Source organism: Mesorhizobium sp. WSM3862, assembly GCF_002294985.1.
Taxonomy (GTDB): Bacteria; Pseudomonadota; Alphaproteobacteria; order Rhizobiales; family Rhizobiaceae; genus Mesorhizobium.
This window is the reverse complement of sequence record NZ_NSGE01000002.1, coordinates 705,333-730,793: the sequence shown is the minus strand read 5'-3', so window position 1 is coordinate 730,793 and position 25,461 is coordinate 705,333. Positions and strand designations below refer to the sequence as shown.

General features: G+C 63.7%; 26 protein-coding genes. 9 read left to right on the top strand and 17 right to left on the bottom strand.

What is annotated here, in order from left to right; translation table 11 throughout:
• The first annotated feature begins 209 nt into the window (after positions 1–209).
• Positions 210–3,701 carry a carbamoyl-phosphate synthase large subunit gene (gene carB, locus CK224_RS07810; RefSeq protein ID WP_095781330.1) on the top strand — a complete coding sequence of 1,164 codons (3,492 nt, stop codon included), beginning with the start codon at positions 210–212 and terminating at the stop codon, positions 3,699–3,701.
• Between the two features lie 448 nt (positions 3,702–4,149).
• Positions 4,150–4,485, top strand: a complete 336-nt coding sequence (locus CK224_RS07800) for a hypothetical protein (RefSeq protein WP_095777378.1) — start codon at positions 4,150–4,152, stop codon at positions 4,483–4,485.
• A 28-nt stretch (positions 4,486–4,513) separates the two neighbouring features.
• On the opposite strand, the gene CK224_RS07795 is transcribed toward CK224_RS07800, so the two are convergent.
• Together CK224_RS07795 and CK224_RS07790 are read right to left on the bottom strand one after the other, a co-directional pair.
• A complete protein-coding gene (locus tag CK224_RS07795; RefSeq protein WP_095777350.1) occupies positions 4,514–4,981 on the bottom strand; it encodes a hypothetical protein in 468 nt (155 codons plus the stop codon).
• Positions 4,982–5,365, bottom strand: coding sequence for a DUF6152 family protein (locus tag CK224_RS07790; protein WP_066994553.1), 384 nt, complete (start codon positions 5,363–5,365; stop codon positions 4,982–4,984).
• Between the two features lie 226 nt (positions 5,366–5,591).
• Here CK224_RS07790 and CK224_RS07785 point away from each other — a divergent pair, with 226 nt between their 5' ends.
• A complete protein-coding gene (locus tag CK224_RS07785; protein ID WP_066994550.1) occupies positions 5,592–5,912 on the top strand; it encodes a DUF1476 domain-containing protein in 321 nt (106 codons plus the stop codon).
• Positions 5,913–5,940: 28 nt separating this feature from the next.
• On the opposite strand, the gene CK224_RS07780 is transcribed toward CK224_RS07785, so the two are convergent.
• The 6 genes from CK224_RS07780 to CK224_RS07755 all read right to left on the bottom strand — a co-directional run bounded on the left by CK224_RS07780 (position 5,941) and on the right by CK224_RS07755 (position 11,677).
• The gene (locus CK224_RS07780; protein WP_095777349.1) at positions 5,941–6,498 is read right to left on the bottom strand and encodes a DUF4142 domain-containing protein; all 558 of its coding nucleotides are present in this window, start codon (positions 6,496–6,498) and stop codon (positions 5,941–5,943) included.
• 210 nt (positions 6,499–6,708) lie between these two features.
• On the bottom strand, positions 6,709–7,533 hold the full coding sequence (locus CK224_RS07775; protein WP_095781329.1) for a carbohydrate ABC transporter permease: 825 nt from the start codon (positions 7,531–7,533) through the stop codon (positions 6,709–6,711).
• A gap of 1 nt (position 7,534) precedes the next feature.
• On the bottom strand, positions 7,535–8,473 hold the full coding sequence (locus CK224_RS07770; RefSeq protein ID WP_095781328.1) for a sugar ABC transporter permease: 939 nt from the start codon (positions 8,471–8,473) through the stop codon (positions 7,535–7,537).
• Positions 8,474–8,478: 5 nt separating this feature from the next.
• Positions 8,479–9,747 (bottom strand): ABC transporter substrate-binding protein, encoded by a 1,269-nt coding sequence (locus tag CK224_RS07765; RefSeq protein WP_095781466.1) that lies wholly within the window; start codon positions 9,745–9,747, stop codon positions 8,479–8,481.
• A 400-nt stretch (positions 9,748–10,147) separates the two neighbouring features.
• On the bottom strand, positions 10,148–10,642 hold the full coding sequence (locus CK224_RS07760; protein ID WP_095781327.1) for an N-acetyltransferase: 495 nt from the start codon (positions 10,640–10,642) through the stop codon (positions 10,148–10,150).
• 45 nt (positions 10,643–10,687) lie between these two features.
• Entirely contained in the window at positions 10,688–11,677 is a 990-nt protein-coding gene (locus tag CK224_RS07755) for a lytic transglycosylase domain-containing protein (protein WP_095781326.1), read from the bottom strand.
• Positions 11,678–11,852: 175 nt separating this feature from the next.
• Here CK224_RS07755 and CK224_RS07750 point away from each other — a divergent pair, with 175 nt between their 5' ends.
• Positions 11,853–12,422, top strand: coding sequence for a methylated-DNA--[protein]-cysteine S-methyltransferase (locus CK224_RS07750; RefSeq protein WP_095781325.1), 570 nt, complete (start codon positions 11,853–11,855; stop codon positions 12,420–12,422).
• A gap of 23 nt (positions 12,423–12,445) precedes the next feature.
• Here the strand turns inward: CK224_RS07750 and CK224_RS07745 are convergent, their stop codons facing one another.
• Positions 12,446–12,775, bottom strand: a complete 330-nt coding sequence (locus tag CK224_RS07745; RefSeq protein WP_095781324.1) for a hypothetical protein — start codon at positions 12,773–12,775, stop codon at positions 12,446–12,448.
• Positions 12,776–13,048: 273 nt separating this feature from the next.
• On the opposite strand from CK224_RS07745, the gene CK224_RS07740 reads away from it, so the two are divergent.
• The gene (locus CK224_RS07740; protein WP_066994534.1) at positions 13,049–13,261 is read left to right on the top strand and encodes a cold-shock protein; all 213 of its coding nucleotides are present in this window, start codon (positions 13,049–13,051) and stop codon (positions 13,259–13,261) included.
• 321 nt (positions 13,262–13,582) lie between these two features.
• Positions 13,583–13,783 (top strand): hypothetical protein, encoded by a 201-nt coding sequence (locus CK224_RS07735; RefSeq protein WP_095781323.1) that lies wholly within the window; start codon positions 13,583–13,585, stop codon positions 13,781–13,783.
• A 292-nt stretch (positions 13,784–14,075) separates the two neighbouring features.
• Here the strand turns inward: CK224_RS07735 and CK224_RS07725 are convergent, their stop codons facing one another.
• The 3 genes from CK224_RS07725 to CK224_RS07715 form a co-directional block, all read right to left on the bottom strand.
• Positions 14,076–14,684, bottom strand: a complete 609-nt coding sequence (locus CK224_RS07725) for a glutathione S-transferase family protein (RefSeq protein ID WP_095781322.1) — start codon at positions 14,682–14,684, stop codon at positions 14,076–14,078.
• A gap of 86 nt (positions 14,685–14,770) precedes the next feature.
• The gene (locus CK224_RS07720; protein ID WP_095781321.1) at positions 14,771–15,646 is read right to left on the bottom strand and encodes an EAL domain-containing protein; all 876 of its coding nucleotides are present in this window, start codon (positions 15,644–15,646) and stop codon (positions 14,771–14,773) included.
• Positions 15,643–16,542: an EAL domain-containing protein gene (locus CK224_RS07715; RefSeq protein WP_095781320.1), complete on the bottom strand. Its 900-nt coding sequence runs from the start codon at positions 16,540–16,542 to the stop codon at positions 15,643–15,645. The genes CK224_RS07720 and CK224_RS07715 overlap by 4 nt, the downstream gene beginning before the upstream one ends.
• A gap of 205 nt (positions 16,543–16,747) precedes the next feature.
• On the opposite strand from CK224_RS07715, the gene CK224_RS07710 reads away from it, so the two are divergent.
• On the top strand, positions 16,748–17,950 hold the full coding sequence (locus CK224_RS07710; RefSeq protein WP_066994522.1) for a pyridoxal phosphate-dependent aminotransferase: 1,203 nt from the start codon (positions 16,748–16,750) through the stop codon (positions 17,948–17,950).
• A gap of 59 nt (positions 17,951–18,009) precedes the next feature.
• On the opposite strand, the gene CK224_RS07705 is transcribed toward CK224_RS07710, so the two are convergent.
• Positions 18,010–18,405, bottom strand: a complete 396-nt coding sequence (locus CK224_RS07705) for a cupin domain-containing protein (protein WP_066994518.1) — start codon at positions 18,403–18,405, stop codon at positions 18,010–18,012.
• A gap of 273 nt (positions 18,406–18,678) precedes the next feature.
• Here CK224_RS07705 and CK224_RS07700 point away from each other — a divergent pair, with 273 nt between their 5' ends.
• A complete protein-coding gene (locus CK224_RS07700; protein ID WP_095781319.1) occupies positions 18,679–20,730 on the top strand; it encodes an elongation factor G in 2,052 nt (683 codons plus the stop codon).
• An 822-nt stretch (positions 20,731–21,552) separates the two neighbouring features.
• On the opposite strand, the gene CK224_RS07695 is transcribed toward CK224_RS07700, so the two are convergent.
• Both CK224_RS07695 and trxB read right to left on the bottom strand, forming a co-directional pair.
• Positions 21,553–22,449, bottom strand: a complete 897-nt coding sequence (locus CK224_RS07695; RefSeq protein ID WP_095777339.1) for a LysR family transcriptional regulator — start codon at positions 22,447–22,449, stop codon at positions 21,553–21,555.
• A 72-nt stretch (positions 22,450–22,521) separates the two neighbouring features.
• Entirely contained in the window at positions 22,522–23,496 is a 975-nt protein-coding gene (trxB, locus tag CK224_RS07690) for a thioredoxin-disulfide reductase (RefSeq protein WP_095781318.1), read from the bottom strand.
• A 220-nt stretch (positions 23,497–23,716) separates the two neighbouring features.
• On the opposite strand from trxB, the gene CK224_RS07685 reads away from it, so the two are divergent.
• Complete coding sequence (locus tag CK224_RS07685) at positions 23,717–24,193, top strand: Lrp/AsnC family transcriptional regulator (protein WP_066994506.1); 477 nt, start codon at positions 23,717–23,719, stop codon at positions 24,191–24,193.
• A 68-nt stretch (positions 24,194–24,261) separates the two neighbouring features.
• Here CK224_RS07685 and CK224_RS07680 read toward each other — a convergent pair whose 3' ends face one another.
• The gene (locus tag CK224_RS07680) at positions 24,262–24,894 is read right to left on the bottom strand and encodes an HAD family hydrolase (protein ID WP_095781317.1); all 633 of its coding nucleotides are present in this window, start codon (positions 24,892–24,894) and stop codon (positions 24,262–24,264) included.
• On the bottom strand, positions 24,887–25,459 hold the full coding sequence (locus CK224_RS07675; RefSeq protein ID WP_095781316.1) for an SIS domain-containing protein: 573 nt from the start codon (positions 25,457–25,459) through the stop codon (positions 24,887–24,889). The genes CK224_RS07680 and CK224_RS07675 overlap by 8 nt, the downstream gene beginning before the upstream one ends.
• Positions 25,460–25,461: the final 2 nt, after the last annotated feature.

Here is a 25,461-nt window from a genome sequence, read left to right as displayed (position 1 = left end):
CGGCAGGGCAGAGGGGGGCGCGAAGGAATGAGACGCCTGTTTTGTTCCGTCACGCCAACCCGCAAAACCCTCATTTTCGGGGTTACATCCGCCAAAACTCTTCCCTATAAGGCCCTCCTAGCCTGATACCAGAATCGCAAGCACAACCGGCCGGGTCCTCCCCGCCCGGTTTTTCGTGCAAGCCGCTCGCCGAACGGAATCCATAGACCATGCCAAGACGCACCGACATCAAGTCGATCCTGATCATCGGGGCCGGCCCCATCGTCATCGGCCAGGCATGCGAGTTCGACTATTCCGGGACCCAGGCCTGCAAGGCGCTGAAGGAAGAGGGTTTCCGCGTCATCCTGGTCAACTCCAACCCGGCCACGATCATGACCGATCCGGAGCTGGCCGACGCCACCTATATCGAGCCGATCACGCCGGAAGTGGTGGCGAAGATCATCGCCAAGGAGCGCCCCGACGCGCTGCTGCCCACCATGGGCGGCCAGACCGCGCTCAACACCGCGCTGTCGCTGCGCCGCATGGGTGTGCTCGACCGCTACAATGTCGAGATGATCGGCGCGGATGCGCATGCCATCGACAAGGCCGAGGACCGCGCGCTGTTCCGCCAGGCGATGAGCAAGATCGGCCTGGAGACGCCGCGCTCGATGCTGGCCAATGCCACCGAGGTCAAGGACGCCGACCGCAAGATCCACGAGGCCGAGCGCGCCGCGCTCAAAGCCGAGAACCCCGAAAACCTCGATGCCGCGCTCGACGCGCTGGAGACGCGCTGGAACCTCGGCGAAGGCGACCGCAAGCAGCGCTATATCAGCCACGCCATGGCGATCGCGGCGCAAGCGCTCGACCATGTCGGCCTGCCGGCGATCATCCGCCCCTCCTTCACCATGGGCGGCACCGGCGGCGGCATCGCCTACAACCGCGCCGAATTCTACGACATCGTCCAGTCCGGCCTCGACGCCTCGCCGACCACCGAGGTGCTGATCGAGGAAAGCGTGCTCGGCTGGAAGGAGTACGAGATGGAAGTGGTCCGCGACAAGGCGGACAACTGCATCATCATCTGCTCGATCGAGAACCTCGACCCGATGGGCGTGCACACCGGCGACAGCATCACCGTCGCGCCGGCGCTGACCTTGACCGACAAAGAGTATCAGATGATGCGCAACGCCTCGATCGCGGTGCTGCGCGAGATCGGCGTCGAGACGGGCGGCTCCAATGTGCAGTTCGCCGTCAACCCGGCCGATGGCCGCCTGGTGGTGATCGAGATGAACCCGCGCGTCTCGCGCTCGTCCGCGCTCGCCTCGAAGGCGACCGGCTTCCCGATTGCCAAGGTCGCGGCAAAGCTTGCCGTCGGCTACACGCTGGACGAGCTGGAGAACGACATCACCGGCGGCGCGACGCCGGCCTCGTTCGAGCCGTCGATCGACTATGTGGTGACCAAGATCCCGCGCTTTGCCTTCGAGAAATTCCCGGGCGCCGAGCCGGTGCTGACCACCGCCATGAAGTCGGTGGGTGAGGTGATGGCCATCGGTCGCAGCTTCCAGGAATCGCTGCAGAAGGCCCTGCGCGGACTGGAAACCGGCCTCACCGGCCTCGACGAGATCGAGATCCCCGGCCTTGGCTCGGCAGACCACGTCGACGACCGCAATGCCATCCGCGCCGCGCTCGGCACGCCGACCCCCGACCGGCTGCGCATGGTGGCGCAGGCGATCCGCATGGGTACCTCGCTCGAAGACGTGCACGCCATGTGCAAGATCGACCCGTGGTTCCTCGAGCAGATCGCCGGCATCATCGCCATGGAAGAGCGCATCCGCGAGCACGGCCTGCCGCAGGACGCGCCGAACCTGCGCATGCTGAAGGCGATGGGCTTTTCCGACGCACGCCTCGCGTCGCTGACCAGAACCGACGCCGAAGTCATTCAGAAGACCAGGCAAAAGCTCGGCGTTCATCCGGTCTATAAACGCATCGACACCTGCGCCGCCGAGTTCGCCTCGCCGACCGCCTATATGTACTCGACCTATGAGACGCCCTTCGCCGGCGAGCTCGCCAATGAGGCGCGTGTGTCGTCGCGCAAGAAGGTCGTCATCCTCGGCGGCGGCCCGAACCGCATCGGCCAGGGCATCGAGTTCGACTATTGCTGCTGCCATGCCGCCTTTGCGCTGCGCGATGCCGGCTTCGAGGCGATCATGGTCAACTGCAACCCGGAGACCGTGTCGACCGACTACGACACGTCCGACCGGCTCTATTTCGATCCGCTGACGCCGGAGGACGTGCTGGAGATCCTGCGCGCCGAGCAGGCCTCCGGGGAACTGGTCGGCGTCATCGTCCAATTCGGCGGCCAGACACCGCTGAAGCTGGCCGACGCGCTGGAGAAGGCCGGCATCCCGATCCTCGGCACTTCGCCCGACATGATCGACCTTGCCGAAGATCGCGACCGCTTCCAGAAGCTGTTGCACAAGCTCGGGCTCACCCAGCCGAAGAACGGCATTGCCTATTCGGTCGAGCAGGCGCGCCTCGTCGCTGCCGAGCTCGGCTTTCCGCTGGTGGTGCGCCCGTCCTATGTGCTCGGCGGCCGCGCCATGCAGATCATCTACAACGAAGGCATGCTGCAGACCTATCTGCTCGACACCGTGCCCGGCCTGGTGCCGGAGGACATCAAGCAGAAATACCCGGCCGACAAGACCGGCCAGATCAACACGCTGCTCGGCAAGAACCCGCTTTTGTTCGACACCTATCTCACCGGCGCCACCGAGGTCGATGTCGACTGCCTCTGCGACGGCAAGGAAACCTTCGTCTCCGGCATCCTGGAGCACATCGAGGAGGCCGGCATCCATTCGGGCGACTCGGCCTGCTCGTTGCCGGTATATTCGCTGCAGCCGGAACTCGTCGACGAGCTGGAACGCCAGACCGCCGCACTTGCCCGGGCGCTCAATGTCGGCGGCCTGATGAACGTGCAATACGCCATCAAGGACGGCACGGTCTATGTGCTTGAGGTCAACCCCCGCGCCTCGCGCACCGTGCCCTTCGTCGCCAAGACCATCGGCCGTCCCATTGCGAAAATCGCCGCCCGCATCATGGCCGGCGAGACGCTGGAAAACGCCTTCGCGCATTACGGCGCCATGCCTGACGCGCGAAATCCCGGCCATATCGCGGTCAAGGAAGCCGTCTTCCCCTTCGCCCGCTTCCCCGGCGTCGACATATTGCTCGGGCCGGAAATGCGCTCGACCGGCGAGGTCATGGGCCTCGACCGCGACTTTGCGCTGGCCTTCGCCAAGAGCCAGCTAGGGGCGGGTGTTGATCTCCCCCGCGCGGGCACGCTCTTCGTCTCGGTGCGCGACGAAGACAAGAAGGGCATCCTGCCGGCCGTAAAACGCCTCGCCGAGCAGGGCTTCAAGGTTTTAGCCACCTCCGGCACCGCCCGCTTCCTCGCCGAAAACGGCGTGACGGCGGAAAAGATCAACAAGGTGCTCGAAGGCCGCCCCCACATCGAAGACGCCATCCGCAATCGCCAGGTCCAGATCGTCTTCAACACCACCGATGGCCAGAAGGCCGTGTCGGACTCGAAGTCGCTGCGGCGGGCGACACTGATGCAGAAGGTGCCTTACTACACGACGCTGTCGGGCGCTGCGGCCGTGGCCGAGGCGATCGCGGCGCTGCGCGCGGGAAACCTCGAGGTTCGGCCGCTGCAGGAGTATTTTGGGTGAGGGCAACTTTGGCAGGGTAAGGAACATCACCAATTTAAAGGGATAATGTTTAGGTAATTGCTTTCACAGAGGCGCAGTTTAGTTCGCGGCGAGCGCATCCACAGAGCCAGCTTGCGGGAATTCTCCAAGATATTGGAGCGATGCCGCCACCATTGCGCTCTACGGCGCCCCCCTCTGTCCTGCCGGACATCTCCCCCACAAGTGGGGAGATCACCCGTCATCGCGGCTTTTCGCCAATCGCCAACGGTGCAGGATCGGCGAGGCGGCGAAGCTGCCAATCTCCCCCCAAGTGGGGGAGATGTCCGGCAGGACAGAGGGGGGGCGCGCCGTAGAGCGCGACTTCGTGCCCGTTCATCTCAGCGCATTTTGGTACCGGCACCGATTAGCAACTCCGGAACCCTCGGTTCCCCGCATTCTGCCCGTAGGCTAAAAATCTGCGATGGATGACATGTCCGAAGACGAAATCGACCTGCGCTGCCCTGAGATCGTCGCCGACAACGCCGCCAAGGGGCTGCGCCTGCGCAAGGAGTTCGGCCGCGGCGGCACCGAGATCGGCATCGCGAGGGCGACGGAGCTGAAGAACCGCAAGAACCTTTCACCCTCGACCATCCGCCGCATTGTCAGCTATTTCGCCCGCCACGAGGTCGACAAGCGCGGCAAGAACTACGGCAACGAGGAAAATCCCTCTGCCGGCTACATCGCCTGGCTGCTGTGGGGCGGCGACGAAGGCCGCGCCTGGGCGCTGGAGATGAAGAAGAAAGTCGGCAACGCGCCGGACATCTGAGCAGCAGCCGGCTCTTCGTGGAACTGCTTCACAAAAACCCTATGAACCGCCCGGCGAAAAGCACGCAGGTCCACAGGCCGAGCGAAATCACGGCCAGGACGGCCGCGATGCCCCCGGCCGACTCGGCCACCCCGCTCGTGCGGGTCAAGCGCGTGAAGGCGAGGAAATTGGCCCCCGCCAGCAGGATCAGTGTTATCTTGACAACGAAGATCGGCATCGCCGCATAGGTGCTCGCCTTTACCGAAAACAGCAGCGCCCCGGTGATGATCGCGCCGCCAAACGCCCCAAGGGCTACGCGGCGCAGCAGCGCGACGAACGGCGCGTGGGGCAGCGAGCGGAAGGCGCCAAGGACGCTGAAATCCATGAGGCCGACGCTGGTGAGCAGCGCGCCGACCGCCATGATGTGCAGCGCGTTGACGATCGGATAGGCGACGAAGGAGGCTTTCAGCCCCCGCGCCAAGGCAAGCTGCTCGATGCCGGCCAGAAACTCCGCCATCTAGGCCGGCGGCAGGCGGTCGGGATAGACGTCGTAGCGCTTGCCGCCGACGATGATGCGCACCGCCTTCATGCGCTTTTCCGCCTCCTCGCGCGAGCGATGGCCGATCGCGGTCACCGCGTCGCCGAGCTTGGCGACCTCCTCGGTGAAGCCGGCGGCGATGGTGCGGGCCGGCGGCGCCATCTCCACCCGCCACACCTCGCCCTGCGCATCGACGTCCAGCGTCGCATGCGGATTGCCGATATAGATCGCCGCGATCTTGCCCTTGAGCTCGAAGAACTCGTCCTGCGTCCACGACCAGCCGTGATGGGCATAGGCGGCAGTGCCAAACATCAACGCCGCCGCCAGCACGACGCCCTGCATGGGGTTCAACGGTAACTGCATCGCCCGTCTCCTCCACTCCTCCTGCCAGCGGTCGAAAGTAGGCTACGGCACGGCCAGGTCAAATCACATCGGAGCTTCGGCCCGGCACGGCACGAATTTCGGGTCCGCGGCGTCCACAGCACGATCAGGCCTTGCTACAGGCCTTCATGCTCCCCATTTTCGCTTCTCCTGGCCGCTCTTCTCATGCATCGAAGGCGGTCGAACTCACGTCTGAGCGAGGCAAACTATGAGCAGCATGAGGGACCGTCAGGAAGGCTTCGAAAAGAAATTCGCAATGGACGAGGAGACGAAGTTCAAGGCCGTGGCGCGCCGGAACAAGCTGCTCGGCCTGTGGGCCGCCGAAAAGCTCGGCAAATCCGGCGTGGATGCCGACGCCTATGCGAAAGAGGTGGTGCGCGCGGATTTCGAGGAAGCGGGCGACAATGACGTGTTCCGCAAGGTCCGTGCCGACTTCGACGCAGCAGGCGTCGTCCAGTCGGATGCCCAGATTCGCCAGGCCATGGACGAGTTGCTGGCAACGGCGGTCGAGCAGATCAAGGCGAGCTGAGGATCCGCTGCGGGGGCAGAAACCACCCTCACTCGTGATACGCCACCGCCAGTTCCTTCACATGCTTCTCGTGCATTTTCAGCACCGGCAGAGTCTTCTTGGCGAATTCCTTCAGCGCCGGGTCGTCGCCGGAATTGGCATAGGTGCTGAACAGCGCGACCGCGTCCCTGTGCGCATCCATCAGCATCTTGATATACTTCCGGTCGAACTCTGTGCCGCTCGCCTGTTTGAGCTCGCCTAGCATCTGCTGTTCCTTAGGCCCCAGGGCGGGGCCGGCAGGCTTGATAGAAGCCGTCGTCTGGCCCTGGCTCATCGCCGCCTTGAAATCCTCCCCTGCCTTGGTGTGGTCCCTGACCATCTCGTTGGCAAAAGCCTTGAGTTCGTCCGACTGCGACTTCTCCTCGGCCAGCCTGCTCGCCTGGATTTCGAACTCATTGGCATTGGGTACGGTGGTGACGAAAGTCTGCGTGTCGACCTTATTGTCTGCCGCCATTGGCGCGACATCGTTGCTGTCGCTCGACTGAGCAAGAGTGGCCTGCGCGCCGGCAAGGAGCGCCATGGCGGCCGCGGTCAGAAGCGTTTTCATCTGGAATCTCCGATCAGCCCCTTGCACTTCCAACGCGAAATGGCGCTGCCGGTTGCGTTGAGGGCCGTGAAGAAGGCTGTGTTTAGATTCAGGGTCAGGCCGAGCCGAGGATGGTGGTTCCGAGGACCGGAGCGTGCTTGAAGTACGTGAACACCGGAAGCGCAGGACACCGCCATGTGCAGCCCGGCATCACCTGAACATCAGCAAGGCCTACCCCTTCACGCCGCCGGCGGTGAGGCCGGAAACGATCTTGCGTTGGAAGATCAGCACCAGCACCACCAGCGGCACCGTGACGATCACCGAAGCGGCCATGATGTTGCCCCAGGGGATCTCGAATTGCGAGTTGCCGGAAAGCAGCGCGATCGCCACCGGCACCGTGCGCTGCGCGTTGTTGGAGGTGAAGGTCAGCGCAAACAGGAATTCGTTCCATGCGCCGATGAAGGCGAGCAGCCCTGTCGTCGCCAATGCTGGCCACATCAGCGGCAGGAAGACGCGAGTGACGATGATCCATGGCGTCGCGCCGTCGAGGATCGCCGCTTCCTCGATTTCGACCGGCAGGTCGCGCACGAAGGCGGTGAGCACCCAGACCGTGAACGGCAGCGTGAAGATCATGTAGGAGAAGATCAGTGCGATGAGCGAATTGTAGAGGCCAAAGGCCCGGATGATCTCGAACAGGCCGGCCAGCACCGCGACCTGCGGAAACATCGACACCGACAGTATGGCAAGCATCAGCGCCGAACGGCCGCGGAACCGGACGCGTGCCAGCGCATAGGCGGAGGTCACGCCGAGCAGCAGCGAGATGAGCACGACCGCGCCCGAGACGACCAGCGAATTCAGGAGATTGCGCAGGAAGGGACCTTCGACCAGCACGTTCCTGTAGTTGGCGAGGCTTAACGCCTGCGGCCAGAGGCTCGCCTCGAACAACTCTGTGCCGGATTTCAGGCTGGTGACGATGGCGTAATAGAGCGGAAACACCGCGACGAAGACGATTGCCCCCACCAGCAGGAAGAAGCCCAGGCGCTTCAACATCGCCATGTCAGCGGCCTCCTTCCAGCTCTATCCGGCCAATGCGGATGTAGGAAATGGTGAGCAGCGCCACGATCAGGAAAAGCAGCGTCGAGGCGGCCGAGCCATAGGCGAACTTGTCGAACTCGAACAGGTTCTCGCGCACGAACACCGACATCGATTTGGTGTGCGCATTGTTCGGCGTCAGCACGTAGATCAGGTCGAAGATGCGCAGCGCGTCGAGCGCGCGGAAGATTACCGCAACCATGACCGCCGGGCGGATGAGCGGCAAGGTCACCTTCCAGAAGATCTGCCACGGATTGGCGCCGTCGAGCCTCGCGACCTCGATAACATCGCGCGGCAGCATCTGCAGCGCGGCGAGGAAAAGCAGCGCCATGAACGGCGTCGTCTTCCAGATGTCGACGATCAGCACCGCGATCATCGCCGTGTCGGTGCTCGCGGTCCAGGCGATTTTGGCGTCGATCAGACCAAGGTTGAGCAGCACCGCATTGATGATGCCGAACTGGTCGTTGAGCATCCACTGCCACATCTTGGCCGAGACGATGGTCGGGATCGCCCATGGAATGAGGATCGCCGCCCTGACGAAGCCGCGGCCTCTGAAGTCGGCGTTGAGAACGAGCGCCACGATCATGCCGAGGACCGTTTCGCAGCTCACCGACACCACGGCGAAGAGCAGCGTGTTCCACACGGCGCGCCACCAGACCGGATCGGCGAGTAGCCCGTCATAGAGGACGCGGCCGCTCGGCATGCTGAGCATCGAGAAATAATTGTCGAAGCCGACCCATTGGCGGGCGTCGAGATCGGCCAATGAGGCGTCGGTGAAGCTGTAGTAGAAGGTGCGCAGGAGCGGCCAGCCGGCGACGGCGGCAAGGACCAGAAGCATCGGCGCCAGAAACAGCCAGGCCGAGCGCACGCGTTGCCGCATCAGGCGCGAGCGGCTCACAGGCATCGCCCTCACCAGCCCTTGCCCTTCAGCCTGGTCAGCCTGGCTTCGAGATCGGCCAGATTGTCGGCGGCGCTGCCGTCGCCCGACATGGTGTTGTGGACGGCCGTCCAGAACTGGCTCGAGGCTTCGTTGTACTTGATCTTGGCGACCGCCGAAGGGCGCGGCGCCGCGTTGAGGAATATCTGCTTCCAGCGCGGGACGATCGGCTGTTCCCTGGCGATATCGGGATCGTCATAGAGCGCTTTGATGGTGGGCAGGTTGGACGTCCTCAGCGTCCGATACTTCTGCATCTCGGGCGAGGCGATGAACTTCACCAGATCGATCGCCGCGTCCTGGTGCTTGGAATATTTGGAAACCGCGAGGTTCCAGCCGCCGAGCGTTGCCGTCGGCCGGGCGTCTTCGCCGGTTCCTGCCGGCAGCGGCGCCACATCGAACTTGCCCTTGATCGGTGAGGTCTCGCTGTTGCCGAGCGCATAGGCATAGGGCCAGTTGCGCATGAAGACGGCATTGCCGGTCTGCCAGACGCCACGCGATTCCTCTTCCTGGTAAGCGAGCACGCCCGGCGGCGCAATGGTGCCGATCCAGCCCCTGACCATGTCGAGCGCGGCCGCGGCTTGTCGGTTGTTGATGGAGACCGTGCCGTTGGGCTCGATGATCTGGCCGCCGCCATTCGACCTCACCCATTCGAGCGCGTCGCAGGTCAGCCCCTCATAGGCGTTGCCCTGGAAGACGAAGCCCCACAGGTCCTTGTTGCCGGCGGTGCGCTCCTTGTCCATGACGAGCTTGGCGGTGTCGGCCAGTTCCCGCCAGGTGGTCGGCACCTTGGCGCCATATTTGTCGAGCAGATCCTTGCGGTAATAAAGCGCCGGCGCGTCGGTGAAGATCGGCAGCGCCACCAGCTTTCCGTTCACGGTCTGCGACTGGATGATCGACGCGAAATGCTCGGCCACGACATCCCTGGTCGCCGCGGTGAGATCGACGAGTTGGCTGGCAAGCTGCGGCGCCCAGATCACGTCGGTCTGGTAGACATCGATGTCGCTGTTTCCCGCCGCGAGCCACAATCTGAACTGACCGAACTGGTCGGTGCCCGACGGCGGTATCACCACGATGTCGACCTTGTTGCCGCTCTGCTTCTGGTAGCGGTCGAGTATCTCGCGCAAGACCTTGATGCCGTTGCCCGTGTCGCCCGACACGATCGACAGCTCGACCGCGCGAGCCGGCGCCACCGCGAGCATCGCGCCGACGGCAAGTGCGAGGAATGCGCGGTAAAATTTCATGCTGGTGGGCCTCGCCTCGGAACCGTCCACGCGGACCTTGCCGCGTCGGCTGATGATGACCCTCCGCCCGCATTGAATGCGGAGCGACGCTTCGGGGTTCCGACATGGCCATCGGGGACGGGGCCGCGAGCGGACTGACCCTAGCCACTCGGTTAAGGGAGATCTCGCGATCGGCCGCACGCTCAAAGCGGGCGGGCTCCGAAACCCGCCGCCCCGGAGCCCGCCTTGGAGTGGCTGACGCATGCCGGCACAGCCTCTCCGACGCCTTGCCAGCGTCGATCCGCCGATCGGCCGCCCTGCACCACGACGCATTAGCATGCCCTAACGTCAGCTTGTGTGAAGCGGTTCACAATGCGCCCTGCATTCGGTTGTGTCGCTGCAGGCAAATGCTGCGAAGCGCCTAGCCTTCCCAGGCCACCGGAACCATGCCGAGCCGCTCATAAAGCCTGAAGGCTGCGGGGTTCTTCACCGTGTTGGTCTTGAGGTCGACATGGGCGGCACCCCTGTCGCGGAAGGTCAGGAACACGTGCCGCATCAGCGCCTCGCCGATGCCGTGCCTTCGCGAGTCCGGATGAACCGCCAGATCCTTGACGAAGCCCGACTCCCAGCAAAGCGCGGCGCCCGCCAGCAGCCCCTTGCCGTCGATGACGAGGAAACAGAGGTCCGGATCGAACTCGGCATCGTCTGAGATGCGCGGCCACCATTCGTCGAACGGACCTTCGGCGCCGTCGTCGAATGCCTCTTCCAGCAGCGCGTGCAGGGCCTGCGCATCCCTGTGCTCGAACGGGCGCATGACGAAGCCTTCCGGCCAATGCGGCGTGGTCAGCGCATCGTCGAGAAGCTTGCGAAGGCGGACATCGTTGGGGGTCGGCGGCCGGCGGCTGGTGTCACGCATGCAACTGCCCCAAAAGACCGATGGGACGCGCCTCGTTGCCGGCGCTCAGGCGCCCGGCTGCAGGCGGCGGCGGTCGACGCCGAGACCCGTTTGATCGAGCAGGCCCTTGCGCTTGGCGTCGTAATAATAGCCCGTCTGATAGAGCTGGTCGGCCCGCTTGGCGTTACCGCCCGAGACCAGCCAGGCGCCGCGCAGATATTTGACAGCGTATTTGAGATTGGTCTCGGCGTCGAACAGGCCGGCTGCCGGCCCGTCATAGCCCATGCCGCGTGCCGTCGCGTGCTTGATCTGCATCAGTCCCCAATGACCGTGATTATAGGCCTTCGGATTGAAGGTGCTCTCGCGGTTGACGACATGGCGCACCAGATCGACCGGCACTTCGTAGATCGCCGAATATTTCTCGATCAGCCGCTCGATCTCGGCGCGCGGACCCGTGGCATGCTGTTCGGGGCCCGGTTGGGCAAGCAGCGCCGGGTTCTGCGGCACCACATAGGCGACCTGCTGCACGCCCGGCATAGGAGCCACCTTCGCTGATTGGCCGGTGACCGGCATGGCAACAGCGGTAGTCCGGTAGACGGCGGCCTGCTTGAGCGCACCGGGGCCGGTCGGCGATGCGCCGGCCATCAGCACGGGCGGCGGCGGAAACTGCCCGGCGACGGGTGTCGAGCCGGCGAACGCGGCAGGTTGCGCCGGCGGCGGAAGGGCGGCGCCGGGCTGCGCGGGCGGCGGCAACGGCGCGCCAGCCGTCGTCGCGCCAGCCGTCGTCGCGCCAGGCGCCGTCGCCCCAGGTGCCGTCGCCAGGGCCACGGCATCGCCGGTCAGCGCCGCCGTTTGCACCTGAGCGAGGCCGGAAGGCTCCGGCAGCACAGCAACGGTTTCGGGCAGCGCGATGGTCGGTGTGTCGTCCTCGGCGGCCGGCGTCGATGCCGCCGCAAGCGCCGGCGAGGGTTTCATCTGTGAGGTCGAGGTACAGCCGCTGAGGCCGGCAGCGGCAACGAGCACGCCGATCGCGGTGAGGATGATTTTCGCTGCCAAGCCCTGCAGGTCCGATTGTCGGTTGTTGAAAAGTCCTTACACCAGCGATTCCAACCGGGCAATCAGGGCCAGTGTGCAGCTTTCGGGTGGCGAGACTCGAAGCAAACTGCGATATTGTTCCCCATCTGTACTGGAGATGTACCCGTTTTTCGCAGTTTGCGGAAAGGAGCGCACCATGGAAAACGCATTGCCGATCACGGCCGGCCACGCAGTGTTAGAAACAGTGATCGGCTTCATGGGCGTCGCCTGGAGCGAAAAGGGCCTGATCCGGCTCTGCCTGCCCGAGCGTAGCCGCGAAGCGGTCGAGCGCCGCCTGTTTCGCCATGCCGGAGTCTCCACCTCCACCGAACAGCCGCAATGGGTGGTCGAACTGATCGCCTCGATCAAGGCCTATGCGGCCGGGGACGATGTCGATTTCTCCGGCGTGCCGGTCGATCTCGACGGCGTCGACGATTTCCGCCTCGCCATCTATGACGCTGCGCGCAAGCTCGGCTTCGGCGAGACCACCACCTATGGCGAACTGGCCAAGCGGGCCGGCCATGCCGGGCTTGCGCGCGAAACCGGTGCAGCCCTCGGCGCCAATCCGGTGCCGCTGGTCATTCCCTGCCACCGCATCCTTGCCGCCGGCGGCAAGATCGGCGGCTTCTCGGCTACCGGCGGCTCCGCCACCAAGGAGAAGATGCTGGCCATGGAAGGCGTGCGGGTCGGCCCGCCGCCCGCCGCTCAGGCATCATTCGCGTTCTGACACAGCTTGCCGAACGCCGGACTCTAATGGCGCGGAAAGATCCGCCGTCGGAAATGCCGGTCGAAGTCCGGCCGTTTGCAGATATAGACGGGGCAGGATTTGATATCGGCGCTCGGCACATAGGCCCGCGCCCTCACCTCGCCCATGTTGCAGAAGCGCTCGTCCTGCACATAGCGGTCATAAAGCGGCAGTCCCGGCACGCGCATCGACTGGTAGCGCAGGATGACCGCGCCCTGCCTGGCGATCGTCGCCCGCACGCGGTCGCAGCTCATGCGCGTCGGGTCGTAGCGCGAGACGGCCTGCGCCTCGGCGGCCACCAACATCAGGCAGGCGGCAAGCAGAATTGTCCTCATGATATTCTCCCGCAACAGCAAGCGTATCTTCCCTCCACAACGCATCCCCGGCTGCAAACCTTCCAAGCGCAGTGGGCTCCGTTGGACGCTATCGCGGCACATGCCGGTAACGCCATCTTGTTTTCGTTCGCGAACCATACTATATCCGGCGCATTGAATTTGGCCGATCGATCGGGCCGCGATCTTCGCGTTTGCTGACGTCTATCTCCAAAATTTCGATACCACCGGCCGGGCTTTGGTCCGGTCAAACGAAGCAAATGTGAAGGACTCTACATGGCAACTGGTACGGTTAAGTGGTTCAACGCCACCAAGGGCTACGGCTTCATCCAGCCCGACAATGGCGGCGCGGACGTTTTCGTCCACATCTCCGCCGTCGAGCGCGCTGGCATGACCACCCTCGTTGAAGGCCAGAAGATCAGCTTCGAGATCGAGCAGGACCGCCGCACCGGCAAGTCCGCTGCTGGGTCTCTGAGCAAGGCAGCCTGATTTGGCGCTGGCATTTTGCAGCCGGGCGTGATCGCCTGGCATTGCACAATGCGCCTAGTTAGCGACGCGCACCGGGCGAGAGCCTGGAGCGGGCGGCAAGTCACGGATGTACTGACGGTCGTGCGATAAGCGCGCCGGAGCGAAAGGACCCGACAAGCTGGAACAGCAGATAGCTGCCGGCCCGGCCTCAACGCTTCCGATCAGGCTACCGGCATAGGAAGGCGGGCATTGTCCCGCCTTTTTTGTTGCCTGAATTGGCAAGCCGCCGCCCGCGCTTGTGGTCCCACTTTTGGTACTTTTAGCCCAATTGTAGTATGATTCATGACCAAGCTCGAACAGATCGAAAAGTCCGTTGCCGAACTCAGCCCTGAAGAGCTGGAGGCGTTTGCCGCGTGGTTTGAGACGCTGCAGGCCGATTTGTGGGACAAGCAGATTGAGGCCGACGCAAAGGCGGGCCGGCTGGACAAGCTGCTGGCCGAAGCACGCGCCGAAATAGCTGCCGGCAAACTGCGTGACCTGTGAGGCACAGAGCTACCGCTAGTTTTTGGACAAGATACAATTCTTTGCCAAAGGCCGTTCGCCGTACCGGCCGACAAGAACTTCACTTCGATGAGACCAATCCGCGACATCCATCCCTCCATTTCAAAAGGTGGGAGAGCTTTGGTCGGCGAGGATAGACGACACTTATCGGGCCTTGGCCCTCGAAAGCGCTGATGGCTTCGACTGGATCTGGATCGGCACCCATGCCGAATACGATCGTCTCATCAAATAGCCAGCATTCGGCGGCTGCAAAATGCTGCGGCATAGAAACAGACTACCCAACCCACTTGATCGGCACGTGCCTCTTGTCCGTCTCGACCCGCTTCAGCCACTCCACCACGGCCGGATGGGCGTCGAGCTGGAAGCCGCCCATCTCGGCGGTGTGAGTGTAGGCAAAGAGCGCAATGTCGGCGACGCTGTAGCTGGCGCCGGCAAAAAAGGCGTTCTGCTCCAGATGTTTGTTCATCACGCCGAGCGCCTTTTTGCCGCGCTCCAAAGTCAGCGCCAACCGTTCCGGCGTCGCATCCTTCGCGCTCTCGGGAAATGTGAGCAGCGCCTTGCGCACCGCGATATAGGGCTCGTGGCTGTACTGCTCGAAGAACAGCCACTGATAGGCCAGCGCCCGCTCATATCTGTCGGCCGGCAGGAAGCGTGTGCCCTCGGCGAGATAGAGCAGAATGGCGTTGGATTCAGCGATGCGTCGGCCGTCGTCGAGCTCGAGCAGCGGCACCATCGCGTTGGGGTTCTTGGCGACATAGTCGGCCTTGCGCGTCTCCCCGGTGTGCGAGCTCACTTCGATGCGGGTGAAGGGAATGCCGAGCTTTGCCATCAACAGACGCGGCTTGTAGCAATTGCCGCTGTCGATCATGTCATAAAGGATCATGGCCCTCTCCGCGCGCGACGAACGATCGGAGGCCTCTAACTCGCCTGTGCGGGGTTCATCCAGTGATTTGTTTTTGAGTGAAAGCATCAGCGGCGCTGATGCAGAGGCACTACCTTGTTGTCCATACCGAGCAGCGCATCGATCGCCAGCGGCTCTTCGTTGAAGATGGTGCCGGCGATCGCCGGGCGGGCGAGGTGATATCCTTGCAGGAGGTCGACGCCACCATCGAGCGCGACGCGCAGATGCGTGGCATGCTCGATGCCCTCGACCAGCACCTTGGCGCCGCGGTCGTGCAGCGTCGAAACCAGCGGCCGGAAGAACCGCTCGGCGGCGGCATGGCGGCAGAACTCGGCAAACCAGCCGCCGTCGATCTTGACGATGTCGGGCGACAGCAGGCCGATGCGCGCTTCGGTCGAATGTCCGGTGCCGAAGTCATCGATGGCGATGCGGACACCGTCGCGCCTCATCTCGCGCACGAGACCGGCGAGCACATGCTCGTCGGCTGCCTGCTCGGTGATCTCGCAGACCAGCATGGCCGGTTCGAGGCCGAAATCGCCGAGATGCCTGGCCATCAGCCGGATCTCGGCGAGCGCCCGCCCGAAATGATCGTTGATCATCGGATTGTAGTTGAAGAACAGGGTAAGGCCATCGACGCCGATGTTGCGGTAGTTGCCGAGATGCAGCATCCGGCACATCGTCTCGACGAACAGCCGGTCCTTTGCCACAACGCTGTCGAAGAAAACTTGCGGCGCAACGGGCGTCGCGACGCGCCGCGGCTCGATCAGCGCCTCGACGGCGACGGGTTGCAGCGATCTGCCACGCGGCGCGAAGATCGGCTGGTAGGCGCTCCACAGCCGGAACTCGCCATAGACGCCGAATTGAAGGCCGATCTCGTCTTCGAAGATCGCTTCGGCGACACTTCGCCGCCTTTCGGGGCGCTGCCTGTCGGGCCGCCCGATCATGGCGTCACCTTGCGCCCAAACGCCTTGGTCGGGCGAGCTGACGCCACCGGAGCGGGACTGGCGGCCGCGATCGTTTTGCCCTCCCCGGCCGCGGGCGCCTGCACGCTCTTGCCGAAGACGCGAAGACTGGTCGAGGCCAGCTCCGGCCGGGCAAGCACATAGCCTTGCACCATCGACGCCCCGGATTTCTCGGCGAGCTCGAGCTGCCAGCCTTCCTCGATGCCTTCGAAAACCGTGCGGATGCCCTGACTTTCGAAGCTCGTCACCATCGTTGTCAGCAGCGCGAATCCGGCTCCGGACTCCATCAGCTGCGTGATCCAGTTGGCGTCGAACTTGACGATGTCCGGCCGCAATTCCTTGATGCGGTTGATGTCGGATTCGTCGGCGCCGTAATCGTCGACGGCGATGCGGAACCCGTTGGCGCGCAGCGCCTCGACGAAGCTGTTGAGCGTTTCCTGCGAAGCCGATTTCTGCTCGGTGACCTCGCACACGATACGGCGCGGGTCGATGCCGGCCTCGTGCAGCACCAGCCGCATGTCGCGCAGCGCCTTGTCGACGATGGCGCGGTCGGTGAACACCGACGGATCGAAATTGACGAAGATCGACGCCTCTTGCGGCAGACAGCCGCCGGCGTTGAGCAGATGCAGCGTCCTGGTCAGCGCCTCGATATGCAGCCGGTCGCCTGCGGGGCAAGTGCCGAAGAAGCTCATCGGCGATTGCGGCTCACCGTCGCGGAACGGGCGGATAAGCCCCTCGAAGGCGACGAGCGAAAGCTTGCCTCCATCGAAGGCGAAGATTGGCTGGAAGGCGCTCTGCAGCGTGTAGATTCCCCAGACACCGCTTGAGGTGCCGTCATCATGACGGATGATATGGGCAAGCCCGATGCTGCGCGACAAAGGTCCCTCGCTCCGCAGAATAAGCGGAATTCGATCTGCCATCCTGCCAGCCAAGGGTTTACCGCTCGTTGATGAATTTATAGTTGCCGCTCACGCCACCTTGACCTCTGGATCACCCGACAATGCTTGCGCTTGGCCCGATGATGCGACATGAGAGGCGCCGCGGCCGCTCCTGGCCGCGCCCTTCTCTTGGAGACGCTCTGTCATGGCCTTTCTTGCCGACGCCCTTTCCCGCGTGAAGCCTTCCGCGACCATCGCGGTGACGCAGAAAGCGCGTGAGCTGAAAAATGCCGGCCGTGACGTCATCGGCCTCGGCGCCGGCGAGCCGGACTTCGACACGCCCGATAACATCAAGAACGCGGCGATCGAGGCGATCCGCCGTGGCGAGACCAAGTACCCGCCGGTCTCCGGCATCGCGCCGCTGCGCGAGGCGATCGCAAAAAAATTTAAGCGCGAGAACAACCTCGACTACCGACCGGAGCAGACCATCGTCGGCACCGGCGGCAAGCAGATCCTGTTCAACGCCTTCATGGCGACGCTGAACCCCGGCGACGAGGTCATCATCCCGCGCCCCTATTGGGTGAGCTACCCGGAAATGGTGGCGATCTGTGGCGGCACGTCCGTCTTTGCCGACACCTCGATCGACAACGGCTTCAAGCTGACGGCTGAGGTGCTGGAAAGGGCGATTACGCCGAAGACGAAATGGCTGCTGATGAACTCGCCGTCCAACCCATCGGGCGCCGCTTACACCGAGCGTGAACTCAGGGCCCTGGCCGACGTGCTGCTCAAGCACCCGCATGTCTGGACGCTGACCGACGACATGTATGAGCACCTGACCTATGGCGACTTCGTCTTCAAGACCATCGCCGAGGTCGAACCGAGCCTCTACGAGCGCACGCTGACCATGAACGGCGTGTCGAAGGCCTATGCCATGACCGGCTGGCGTATCGGCTACGCCGCCGGCCCGGTGCCGCTGATCAAGGCAATGGACATGATCCAGGGCCAGCAGACTTCCGGCGCCTGCACCATCGCGCAATGGGCGTCCGTCGAGGCGCTCAACGGCCCGCAGGACTTCATCGCCAAGAACAAGGCGATCTTCCAGGGCCGGCGCGACCTCGTCGTGTCGATGCTCAACCAGGCGCGCGGCATCTCTTGCCCATCGCCGGAAGGCGCCTTCTACGTCTATCCGTCCTGCGCTGAGCTGATCGGCAAGAAGACGAAGGCCGGCAAGGTCATCGACAATGACGAAGCCTTCTGCTCGGAGCTGCTCGACGCCGAAGGCGTTGCCGTTGTGTTCGGATCGGCCTTCGGCCTCGGCCCGAACTTCCGCATCTCCTACGCAACATCGGAGGCGCTGCTGGAGGAAGCCTGCACCCGCATCCAGCGCTTCACTGCGTCGCTGACCTGATCGGCAAGGCCGCAATCCACAAAAACCCGGCTTCGCGCCGGGTTTTTGTTGGACGGCAATCAGCCGCCATACTGTTCGTCGGAGACCGCCTCGAGCCACTCGGCATGGACGCCGTCCAGCGCTTCCTGCATGGCGACATGCGTCATCGTGGTCTTCGGCCCGGCGCCGTGCCAGTGCTTTTCGCCCGGCGCGAAGGAGATGACGTCGCCGGCCCTGATCACCTCGATCGGCCCGCCCCACGTTTGCGCAAGCCCGGCGCCGGCCGTGACGTAGAGCGTCTGGCCGAGCGGGTGCGTGTGCCAATGCGTGCGGGCGCCCGGTTCGAAACTGACCAGGGTTGCCCTCAGCCGCGCCGGCGCCTCCTTCTCGATGATCGGCGTCTGCAGCACCTTGCCGGTGAAATACTTTTCTGGCGCGATGATCGTCGGCACGCTGCCGCACGCAATGATCTTCATCGTAGAAACTCTCAAATCGTTAGGGACCGTCCGCCGCAGCGGGAGGTCAGTTTCTTGCTATATGGCGACCGACGCAATCGCCTTTGAGCGCTTGAGCCACCGGGCTGTTCGAAACCGAGCACAAAACCAAAGCCGGCGCATTTCCTATTTTCCTTGCCCTCTCCGCTAACCCGTGTGACGATGGCCTTGGCAGGTGGTGAGCAACAACCCCGCCCGCGACGGCTGAACAGGCCGGCCGCCGCTCCCTGGGAAACGCCTGAGTGGAGGTCAGCCATGGGTAATCGCGCCGGAGGACGACGCACGGGACCGAAATGCATCGCCATAGTCGGTCCCTTCGCAAGCGGTAAGACGACACTTCTCGAAGCTATCCTCGCCCGCACGGGCGCCATTCCCCGCCAGAATCCCGTTTCATCGGGCAACACGGTTTCCGATCATTCGCCAGAAGCCCGCGCCCACGCCATGAGCGTCGAGGCGACCTTTGCCACGACGGAATTCATGGGCGAGCAGTTCACCTTCGTCGATTGCCCCGGTTCCATCGAGTTCGCCTTCGAGGCGGAGCCGGTGCTTGCCGCCTGCGATGTCGCCGTGGTCGTGGCCGAAGCGGACGAAAAGAAGATACCCGCGCTTCAGCTCATCATGCGCAAGCTCGACGATCTCGGCGTGCCGCGCATCCTGTTCCTCAACAAGGTGGACAAGGCGGTCGCCGGCGTGCGCGAGACGCTAAAGATGCTGCAGCCGGCCAGCTCGGCGCCGCTGCTGCTGCGCCAGATTCCATTGCGCAAGGATGGTGTCGTCATCGGCTCGATCGATCTGGCCTTGGAGCGCGCCTATGTCTACCGCGAATATGCCGAAAGCCAGGTCGCCGAGATTCCGGACGACGACAAGGCGCGCGAGCTCGAGGCACGGTTCTCGATGCTGGAGACGCTGGCCGACCATGACGACCAGCTGATGGAGCAGTTGCTGGAGGAGATCGAGCCGCCGAAGGACGCGATCTTCGATGACCTTGCCGCCGACCTGCGAGCCGGCTCGGTGACGCCGGTGCTGCTCGGTACCGCCGAGAAGGGCAACGGTGTGCTGCGCCTGTTGAAGGCTATCCGCCACGACGCGCCTGACGTCGAGGCGACGCGCAAGCGCCTTGGCGCGCCTGATGGCAGCCAGACGGTCGTGCAGGTGATGAAGACCATCCACACCGCGCATGGCGGCAAACTGTCTATTTCGCGTGTGCTTTCCGGCCAGGTGGCCGACGCGGCCGAACTCTTCCTCTCCAGCGGCGACACGACGAAGGTCTCCGGCATCTACAAGATGCTTGGCAAAGACCAGTTGAAGCTGCCGTCGGCCAAGGCTGGCGATACCGTCGCGCTCGGCAAGCTCGACAATGTCAGGACCGGCCAAACGCTGAGTTCGGCCAAAGGCGGCATCAAGCCGCTGATCGCCCTGGAGCCCCCGCAACCGGTGTTTGCATTCGCTTTGCGCCCCAAGGAGCGCAAGGACGAGGTCAAGATGTCGGCAGCGATCCAGAGGCTAGCCGAGGAAGACCCCTCGCTCAGCCTGCACCACAACCAGGACTCCGCGGAGACCGTATTGTCGGGCCATGGCGAGATGCACCTGCGCGTCGTGCGCGAGCGGCTGGAGGGCAAGAACCAGATCCCGATCGATGGCCATTCGCCGGCGGTGCCCTATCGCGAGACGATCCGCAAATCCGCGCAGCAGCGCGGCCGCCACAAGAAACAGTCGGGCGGCCACGGCCAGTTCGGCGACGTGGTGATCGAGATCAAGCCGCTGCCGCGCGGCACGGGTTTCCAGTTCACCGACACCATCACCGGCGGCGTCGTGCCAAAAACCTACATCCAGTCGGTGGAGACCGGCATCCGCGACTATCTGAAATCCGGTCCGCTCGGCTTCCCGGTGGTCGATGTCGCCGTCAACCTTTCGGACGGCTCCTATCATGCCGTCGACTCGTCCGACATGGCCTTCCAGATGGCGGCCAAGCTGGCGATGAAGGAAGGCATGGCGGCCTGTTCGCCGGTTCTGCTGGAACCGATCATGAAGGTCGAGATCGTCACACCGTCAGATGCGACCTCGAGGATTATCGCTTTGATCCCTCAGCGGCGCGGCCAGATCCTTGGCTATGACGCGCGGCCCGGCTGGCCGGGCTGGGACGTGGTCGAAGCGACCATGCCCCAGGCCGAGATCGGCGACCTGATCATCGAGCTGCGCTCGGCGACGGCAGGCGTCGCCAGCTACAAGGCCGTCTTCGACCATATGGCCGAGCTGACCGGGCGCCTCGCCGACGAGGCGATGAACGCCAACGGCAAGGCCGCCTGATCGGATCTTGTTGAAGACGCGAAAACGGCGCCCGGATCGTCCGGGCGCCGTTCTTATTGCGGACTGTCTTCCTTGGGAGGCAACGGCAGGTCCGCCGCATCAGGAAATGGATCGGACGCGGTAGCTGCCTGAGCCCGGCCTGTCCGAGTGATGCCCCCATCTCCCGGACCGACCAACCGCGTCCTATGATCTACCTAATCGATAGAGTGCGTCTGCGACATGTTACCCGATGTTACATGTCACTGTTACGCGGGCCGCGCGCACGCATTTCTGGGGTCGGCGTGACTTCGGCGCAACAAAAAAGCCGGATCAATAAAGATCCGGCTGAGTTTGATTGGAAGTGCCGATTAGGGCTAACCTCCAGAGGGGAACACTCGAGGGCGCTAATGGGAGGAGAACGCGCCCTGGAGATCAACTATATATGTGCTCATCATGCTCAAGAAACAAGCATCTATTTTGCAACACACGCATGCAAAAAGAGGTAGGCTGTGGTCTAATCCGTCGCGAGAACCGATAGGACCAGAAAAAATCGCCGAATCCAGAGCCGTTCCGGACTGAAAGCGATCGCCGATATGCAAACCGGGTCAGATTCCGGTGCCGAAATACGCTAAATTCACAATGATGCAAACTTGGGCTGGTCGCGTTTATTTCTGCGGCAGGAGAGCCCGATGCGAACTTTTGCGGCAATTGCCGGCAGCGCTGTGTTCTTTGTCTCCGCCCCGGGCGCACTGTCTCCGGCTGGCTGCCCCACGCCATGGCGCGCTTAAGTCCCGGTCGTGGGCCAGGTCAGGCCGGCACCACCCGAATATCGGCAGGTCCCTGCTAGTAGGACCAGCTGCGCGCCTTGGCGATGATGAAATCGCGGAACACATGCAGCTTCGCCTGATTCTTCATCGCGTCGGGATAGGCGAAATAGGTGTCGAAGGACGGCACCTCGGTTTCGGGCAGCAACTGGACGAGGTTCGAGTCCTTGTTGATGACGTAGTCGGGCAGCATGGCGATGCCGGCGCCGCCCTGGACCGCGCGCTTGATCGACAGGATGTCGTTGATCTGCAGCGTCGGCACCCTTTGCCCGCCCTCGAAATCGCCGACCGTCTCCAGCCAGTTCAGCTCCGACAGATGCGAGGGCACCGGCACGCCGAAGGTGACGATCCGGTGGTTCCTGAGCTCGGCGATCGAGGCCGGTTTGCCAAACTTCGCCACGTAGGAAGGCGACGCATAAAGGTGGAAATGCACCGTGAACAGCCGGCGCTGGATAAGATCCGGCTGCTGCGGCTGGCGCAGGCGGATGGCGCAATCGGCTTGGCGCATGGTGAGGTCGAGCTCCTCGTTGGCGAGGATGAGCTGCAGGCTGATCTCGGGGTAGAGCTCGATGAATTCCTGCACGCGCTCGGTCAGCCAGCCGGCCCCGAGCCCCACCGTTGTCGTGACCCTCAGCACGCCGGACGGGCGATCCTTGGTCTCGGTCAGCCGCGACTTGATCGTCTCCAGCTTCATCAGCACGTCATGTGCCGTGCGGAACAGCATCTCGCCCTGCTCGGTCAACACGAGGCCACGCGCGTGGCGATGGAACAGCGCCACGCCGACGTCATGCTCCAGTGCGCTGACCTGCCGAGAGATCGCCGACTGCGACAGATGCAGCGTTTCGGCGGCATGGGTAAACGACCCAGCCTCCGCCGCAGCGTGAAACACGCGTAGCTTGTCCCAGTCCAGCGCCATGATTCCCCTCGTGTTGCCTTTGGCGTCTGAATGAAAAATCAGGCTTTTAAACGGCTTTTTTCAGCCGATCGATTATTCCGCCGCTTCGCGGTGAACCTCGATCCCCGCCAGATATTTCTCCGCCTCGAGCGCGGCCATGCAACCGAGCCCGGCAGCTGTAACCGCTTGCCGGTAGACATCGTCGGTGACGTCGCCGGCGGCGAAAACGCCGGGAACGTCGGTACGGGTCGAATCGGGCGCCGTCCACAGATAGCCGTTCGGCTTCTGCTTCAGCTTGCCGATGAAAAGCTCGACCGCCGGCGCATGGCCGATCGCGACAAAGACGCCATCGACCTGCAGCCGCGACACTTCGCCCGTCACCACATTGCGCAGCTTCAAGCCGTCGACCGAAGGCGGCAGCGGTGCCTTGCCCGGCTGCCCGGTGATCTCGTCGACGACGGTATCCCAGATGATGCGGACATTGTCCTTCTTGAACAGCCGCTCGCGCAGGATACGCTCGGCGCGGAAATCGTTGCGGCGGTGAATCACGGTGACGCTCTTGGCGAGGTTGGCGAGGTAGAGCGCCTCCTCCACCGCCGAATTGCCGCCGCCGACCACGGCGACATCCTTGCCGCGATAGAAGAAGCCGTCGCAGGTGGCGCAGGCCGAGACGCCGAAGCCCATGAACGTCTGCTCGGACGGGATACCCAGCCACTTGGCTTGCGCGCCGGTGGCGATGATCAAAGCGTCGGCGGTGTAGACGGTGCCGGAATCGCCGGTGGCGCGAAACGGCCGCACATTGAGGTCGACCTCGGTGATGATGTCGTTGACGATCTCGGTGCCGACATGCTCGGCCTGCTTGAGCATCTGCTCCATCAGCCAGGGGCCCTGGATCGGATCGGCGAAGCCCGGATAGTTTTCGACGTCGGTGGTGATCATCAACTGACCGCCCTGCTGCAGGCCGGCGACAAGCATCGGCTTCAGCATGGCGCGGGCGGCATAGATCGCCGCGGTGTAGCCGGCCGGCCCGGAGCCGATGATGAGAACGGGCGCGTGTTTGGTGTTCATGAAAAAGTCCCCTGCGGCGCGAGGGCCGTGGTTTTGTTGCCGGTAATGTAAGTGCTGCCCGCCAAGCCAGCAAGGCAGCTTGGCCTTCGTCCCCGGAAAGCTTCATAGTGGTATACAGGGCCATATCGCAGCCAGTTGCAGAAAAATCATCGCAAAGGGATGGCCTCGCGCGCGAAACCAAATTACAAAATCGCGAAAGATTCTTGCGCGAAAGCCGATCATGCCGCTCAAAGCCGATCTCGACGCCATCGACTGGAAGATCCTGCGAGAGCTGCAGAGTGACGGTCGTATGACCAATGTCGAGTTGTCCGGCCGCGTCGGCATCTCGGCGCCGCCTTGCCTGCGCCGCGTCAGGCGACTGGAAGAGGCCGGCATCATCCGCGGTTACCGTGCGCTCCTCAATGCGCCGGCGCTCGGCATGGATGTCGTCGCCTTCTGCCTGATTGGCCTGCACCATCAGGCCGACGCCGAGCTCAAGGCTTTTGCCGAGCGGACGAGGGGCTGGCCGATCGTTCGCGATGCCTGGATGGTGTCGGGCGAGTCCGATTTCCTGCTGCATTGCGTGGCAAGCGACCTTGGCACCTTCCAGACCTTCGTCATCGAGGAGCTCGCCTCGGCGCCCAATGTCGACACGGTGCGCACCGCGCTGACCATCCGCCGGGTCAAGGATGAGGGGCTGGTCGCCTTTCCGGCTTAATGCGCCGGCTTCCGGTGAAGCCGCTGGAAAAACAGCGGTTTGGCGCTCAATTTTGAATCAATCCGCGATCATTGCGATCGTATCGCGGTGAGCAGACCTTCCAGGTCCCGCACATCGCGCAGCGGCAAAACGGAAAAGCCGCCCATCGGTGTGGCTTCGCCATCGACAAGCCAGCCGCGCTCGAGGCCGGCGCGCTGTCCTGCTTCCATGTCGGCCGGCTTGTCGCCGACGATCAGCGATCGCTTGAGATCGAGGCCGAGGCGGCGCCCTGCCTCGAGCAGCATGCCCGGATTGGGCTTGCGCATCGGATGATCGGCGATCGCCAGCGGGCCCGAACCGGCCTCGTGGTAGGCGCAGGCCAGCACCATGTCGACGGCTGCGTTCTTCTCGGCAAGCAGTTCGAGCACCCGCTGATTAACCCGGGCGAAGGCATCCCAGCCAAAATAGCCGCGCGCGATACCGGACTGATTAGTGATGAGGATGACCGGAATGCCGCGCCGATTCGCGGCTTCTATGGCAGGCGCGATACCGTCGCGCAGCACCATGGCGTCCGGATCGTCAGGATAGCCGGTATCGATATTGATGGTGCCGTCACGGTCTAGAAACAGTGCCGGCAGGCCAGCCGGAAACGCCTTGGCGCCAATCCGCTCGATCCACAGGCCGGGCTCGACGAGCGGAAAATCCCCTTCGCGGTCAGCCATTGCTGAGACGCGCTTCGACCGCCTCGCACAGGTGGTGATAGAGGCAGAGATGCCCCTGCTGGATGATCGGCGTCGAGGTCGACGGCACGCTGAGCAAGATGTCTGTGAGCGGCTTGAGCTTGCCGCCGGTGTCGCCGGTGAGGCTGATCACCGTCATGCCCATGGCCCGCGCCTGCTCGGCGGCGGCAAGGATGCTCGGCGAATTGCCGCTGGTGGAGATAGCGAGCAATACCGCGCCTTCCGACCCATGCGCCTCGACCTGGCGTGAGAAGACGGTGTCGAAGCCGTAATCGTTGCCCCAGGCGGTCAGCACCGCCGCATTGGCCGGCAGCGCGATGACATTGTAGGCCTTGCGCTCCTTCAGGAACCGGCCGACCAGTTCGCCGGCGATGTGGATGGCGTCGCTCGCCGAGCCGCCATTGCCGCAGATCAGCAGCGCCTTGCCGCGTGACAGCGCCTTCACGACCGCGCTCACCGCGCGCTCCATCTCGCCGGTGAGATCGCGCTCGACCATTGCCGAGATCGCCGCCGCGGAGCGGACCAGATAGTCGTTCAGCTCGGACATGA

Excerpts from the sequence above, each read along its gene's own strand:
- carB (WP_095781330.1), top strand. The coding sequence starts at position 210 with ATGCCAAGACGCACCGACATCAAGTCGATCCTGATCATCGGGGCCGGC.
- CK224_RS07800 (WP_095777378.1), top strand. The coding sequence starts at position 4,150 with ATGTCCGAAGACGAAATCGACCTGCGCTGCCCTGAGATCGTCGCCGAC.
- CK224_RS07795 (WP_095777350.1), bottom strand. The coding sequence starts at position 4,981 with ATGGCGGAGTTTCTGGCCGGCATCGAGCAGCTTGCCTTGGCGCGGGGG.
- CK224_RS07790 (WP_066994553.1), bottom strand. The coding sequence starts at position 5,365 with ATGCAGTTACCGTTGAACCCCATGCAGGGCGTCGTGCTGGCGGCGGCG.
- CK224_RS07785 (WP_066994550.1), top strand. The coding sequence starts at position 5,592 with ATGAGCAGCATGAGGGACCGTCAGGAAGGCTTCGAAAAGAAATTCGCA.
- CK224_RS07780 (WP_095777349.1), bottom strand. The coding sequence starts at position 6,498 with ATGAAAACGCTTCTGACCGCGGCCGCCATGGCGCTCCTTGCCGGCGCG.
- CK224_RS07775 (WP_095781329.1), bottom strand. The coding sequence starts at position 7,533 with ATGGCGATGTTGAAGCGCCTGGGCTTCTTCCTGCTGGTGGGGGCAATC.
- CK224_RS07770 (WP_095781328.1), bottom strand. The coding sequence starts at position 8,473 with ATGCCTGTGAGCCGCTCGCGCCTGATGCGGCAACGCGTGCGCTCGGCC.
- CK224_RS07765 (WP_095781466.1), bottom strand. The coding sequence starts at position 9,747 with ATGAAATTTTACCGCGCATTCCTCGCACTTGCCGTCGGCGCGATGCTC.
- CK224_RS07760 (WP_095781327.1), bottom strand. The coding sequence starts at position 10,642 with ATGCGTGACACCAGCCGCCGGCCGCCGACCCCCAACGATGTCCGCCTT.
- CK224_RS07750 (WP_095781325.1), top strand. The coding sequence starts at position 11,853 with ATGGAAAACGCATTGCCGATCACGGCCGGCCACGCAGTGTTAGAAACA.
- CK224_RS07745 (WP_095781324.1), bottom strand. The coding sequence starts at position 12,775 with ATGAGGACAATTCTGCTTGCCGCCTGCCTGATGTTGGTGGCCGCCGAG.
- CK224_RS07740 (WP_066994534.1), top strand. The coding sequence starts at position 13,049 with ATGGCAACTGGTACGGTTAAGTGGTTCAACGCCACCAAGGGCTACGGC.
- CK224_RS07735 (WP_095781323.1), top strand. The coding sequence starts at position 13,583 with ATGACCAAGCTCGAACAGATCGAAAAGTCCGTTGCCGAACTCAGCCCT.
- CK224_RS07725 (WP_095781322.1), bottom strand. The coding sequence starts at position 14,684 with ATGATCCTTTATGACATGATCGACAGCGGCAATTGCTACAAGCCGCGT.
- CK224_RS07720 (WP_095781321.1), bottom strand. The coding sequence starts at position 15,646 with ATGATCGGGCGGCCCGACAGGCAGCGCCCCGAAAGGCGGCGAAGTGTC.
- CK224_RS07710 (WP_066994522.1), top strand. The coding sequence starts at position 16,748 with ATGGCCTTTCTTGCCGACGCCCTTTCCCGCGTGAAGCCTTCCGCGACC.
- CK224_RS07705 (WP_066994518.1), bottom strand. The coding sequence starts at position 18,405 with ATGAAGATCATTGCGTGCGGCAGCGTGCCGACGATCATCGCGCCAGAA.
- CK224_RS07700 (WP_095781319.1), top strand. The coding sequence starts at position 18,679 with ATGGGTAATCGCGCCGGAGGACGACGCACGGGACCGAAATGCATCGCC.
- CK224_RS07695 (WP_095777339.1), bottom strand. The coding sequence starts at position 22,449 with ATGGCGCTGGACTGGGACAAGCTACGCGTGTTTCACGCTGCGGCGGAG.
- trxB (WP_095781318.1), bottom strand. The coding sequence starts at position 23,496 with ATGAACACCAAACACGCGCCCGTTCTCATCATCGGCTCCGGGCCGGCC.
- CK224_RS07685 (WP_066994506.1), top strand. The coding sequence starts at position 23,717 with ATGCCGCTCAAAGCCGATCTCGACGCCATCGACTGGAAGATCCTGCGA.
- CK224_RS07680 (WP_095781317.1), bottom strand. The coding sequence starts at position 24,894 with ATGGCTGACCGCGAAGGGGATTTTCCGCTCGTCGAGCCCGGCCTGTGG.
- CK224_RS07675 (WP_095781316.1), bottom strand. The coding sequence starts at position 25,459 with ATGTCCGAGCTGAACGACTATCTGGTCCGCTCCGCGGCGGCGATCTCG.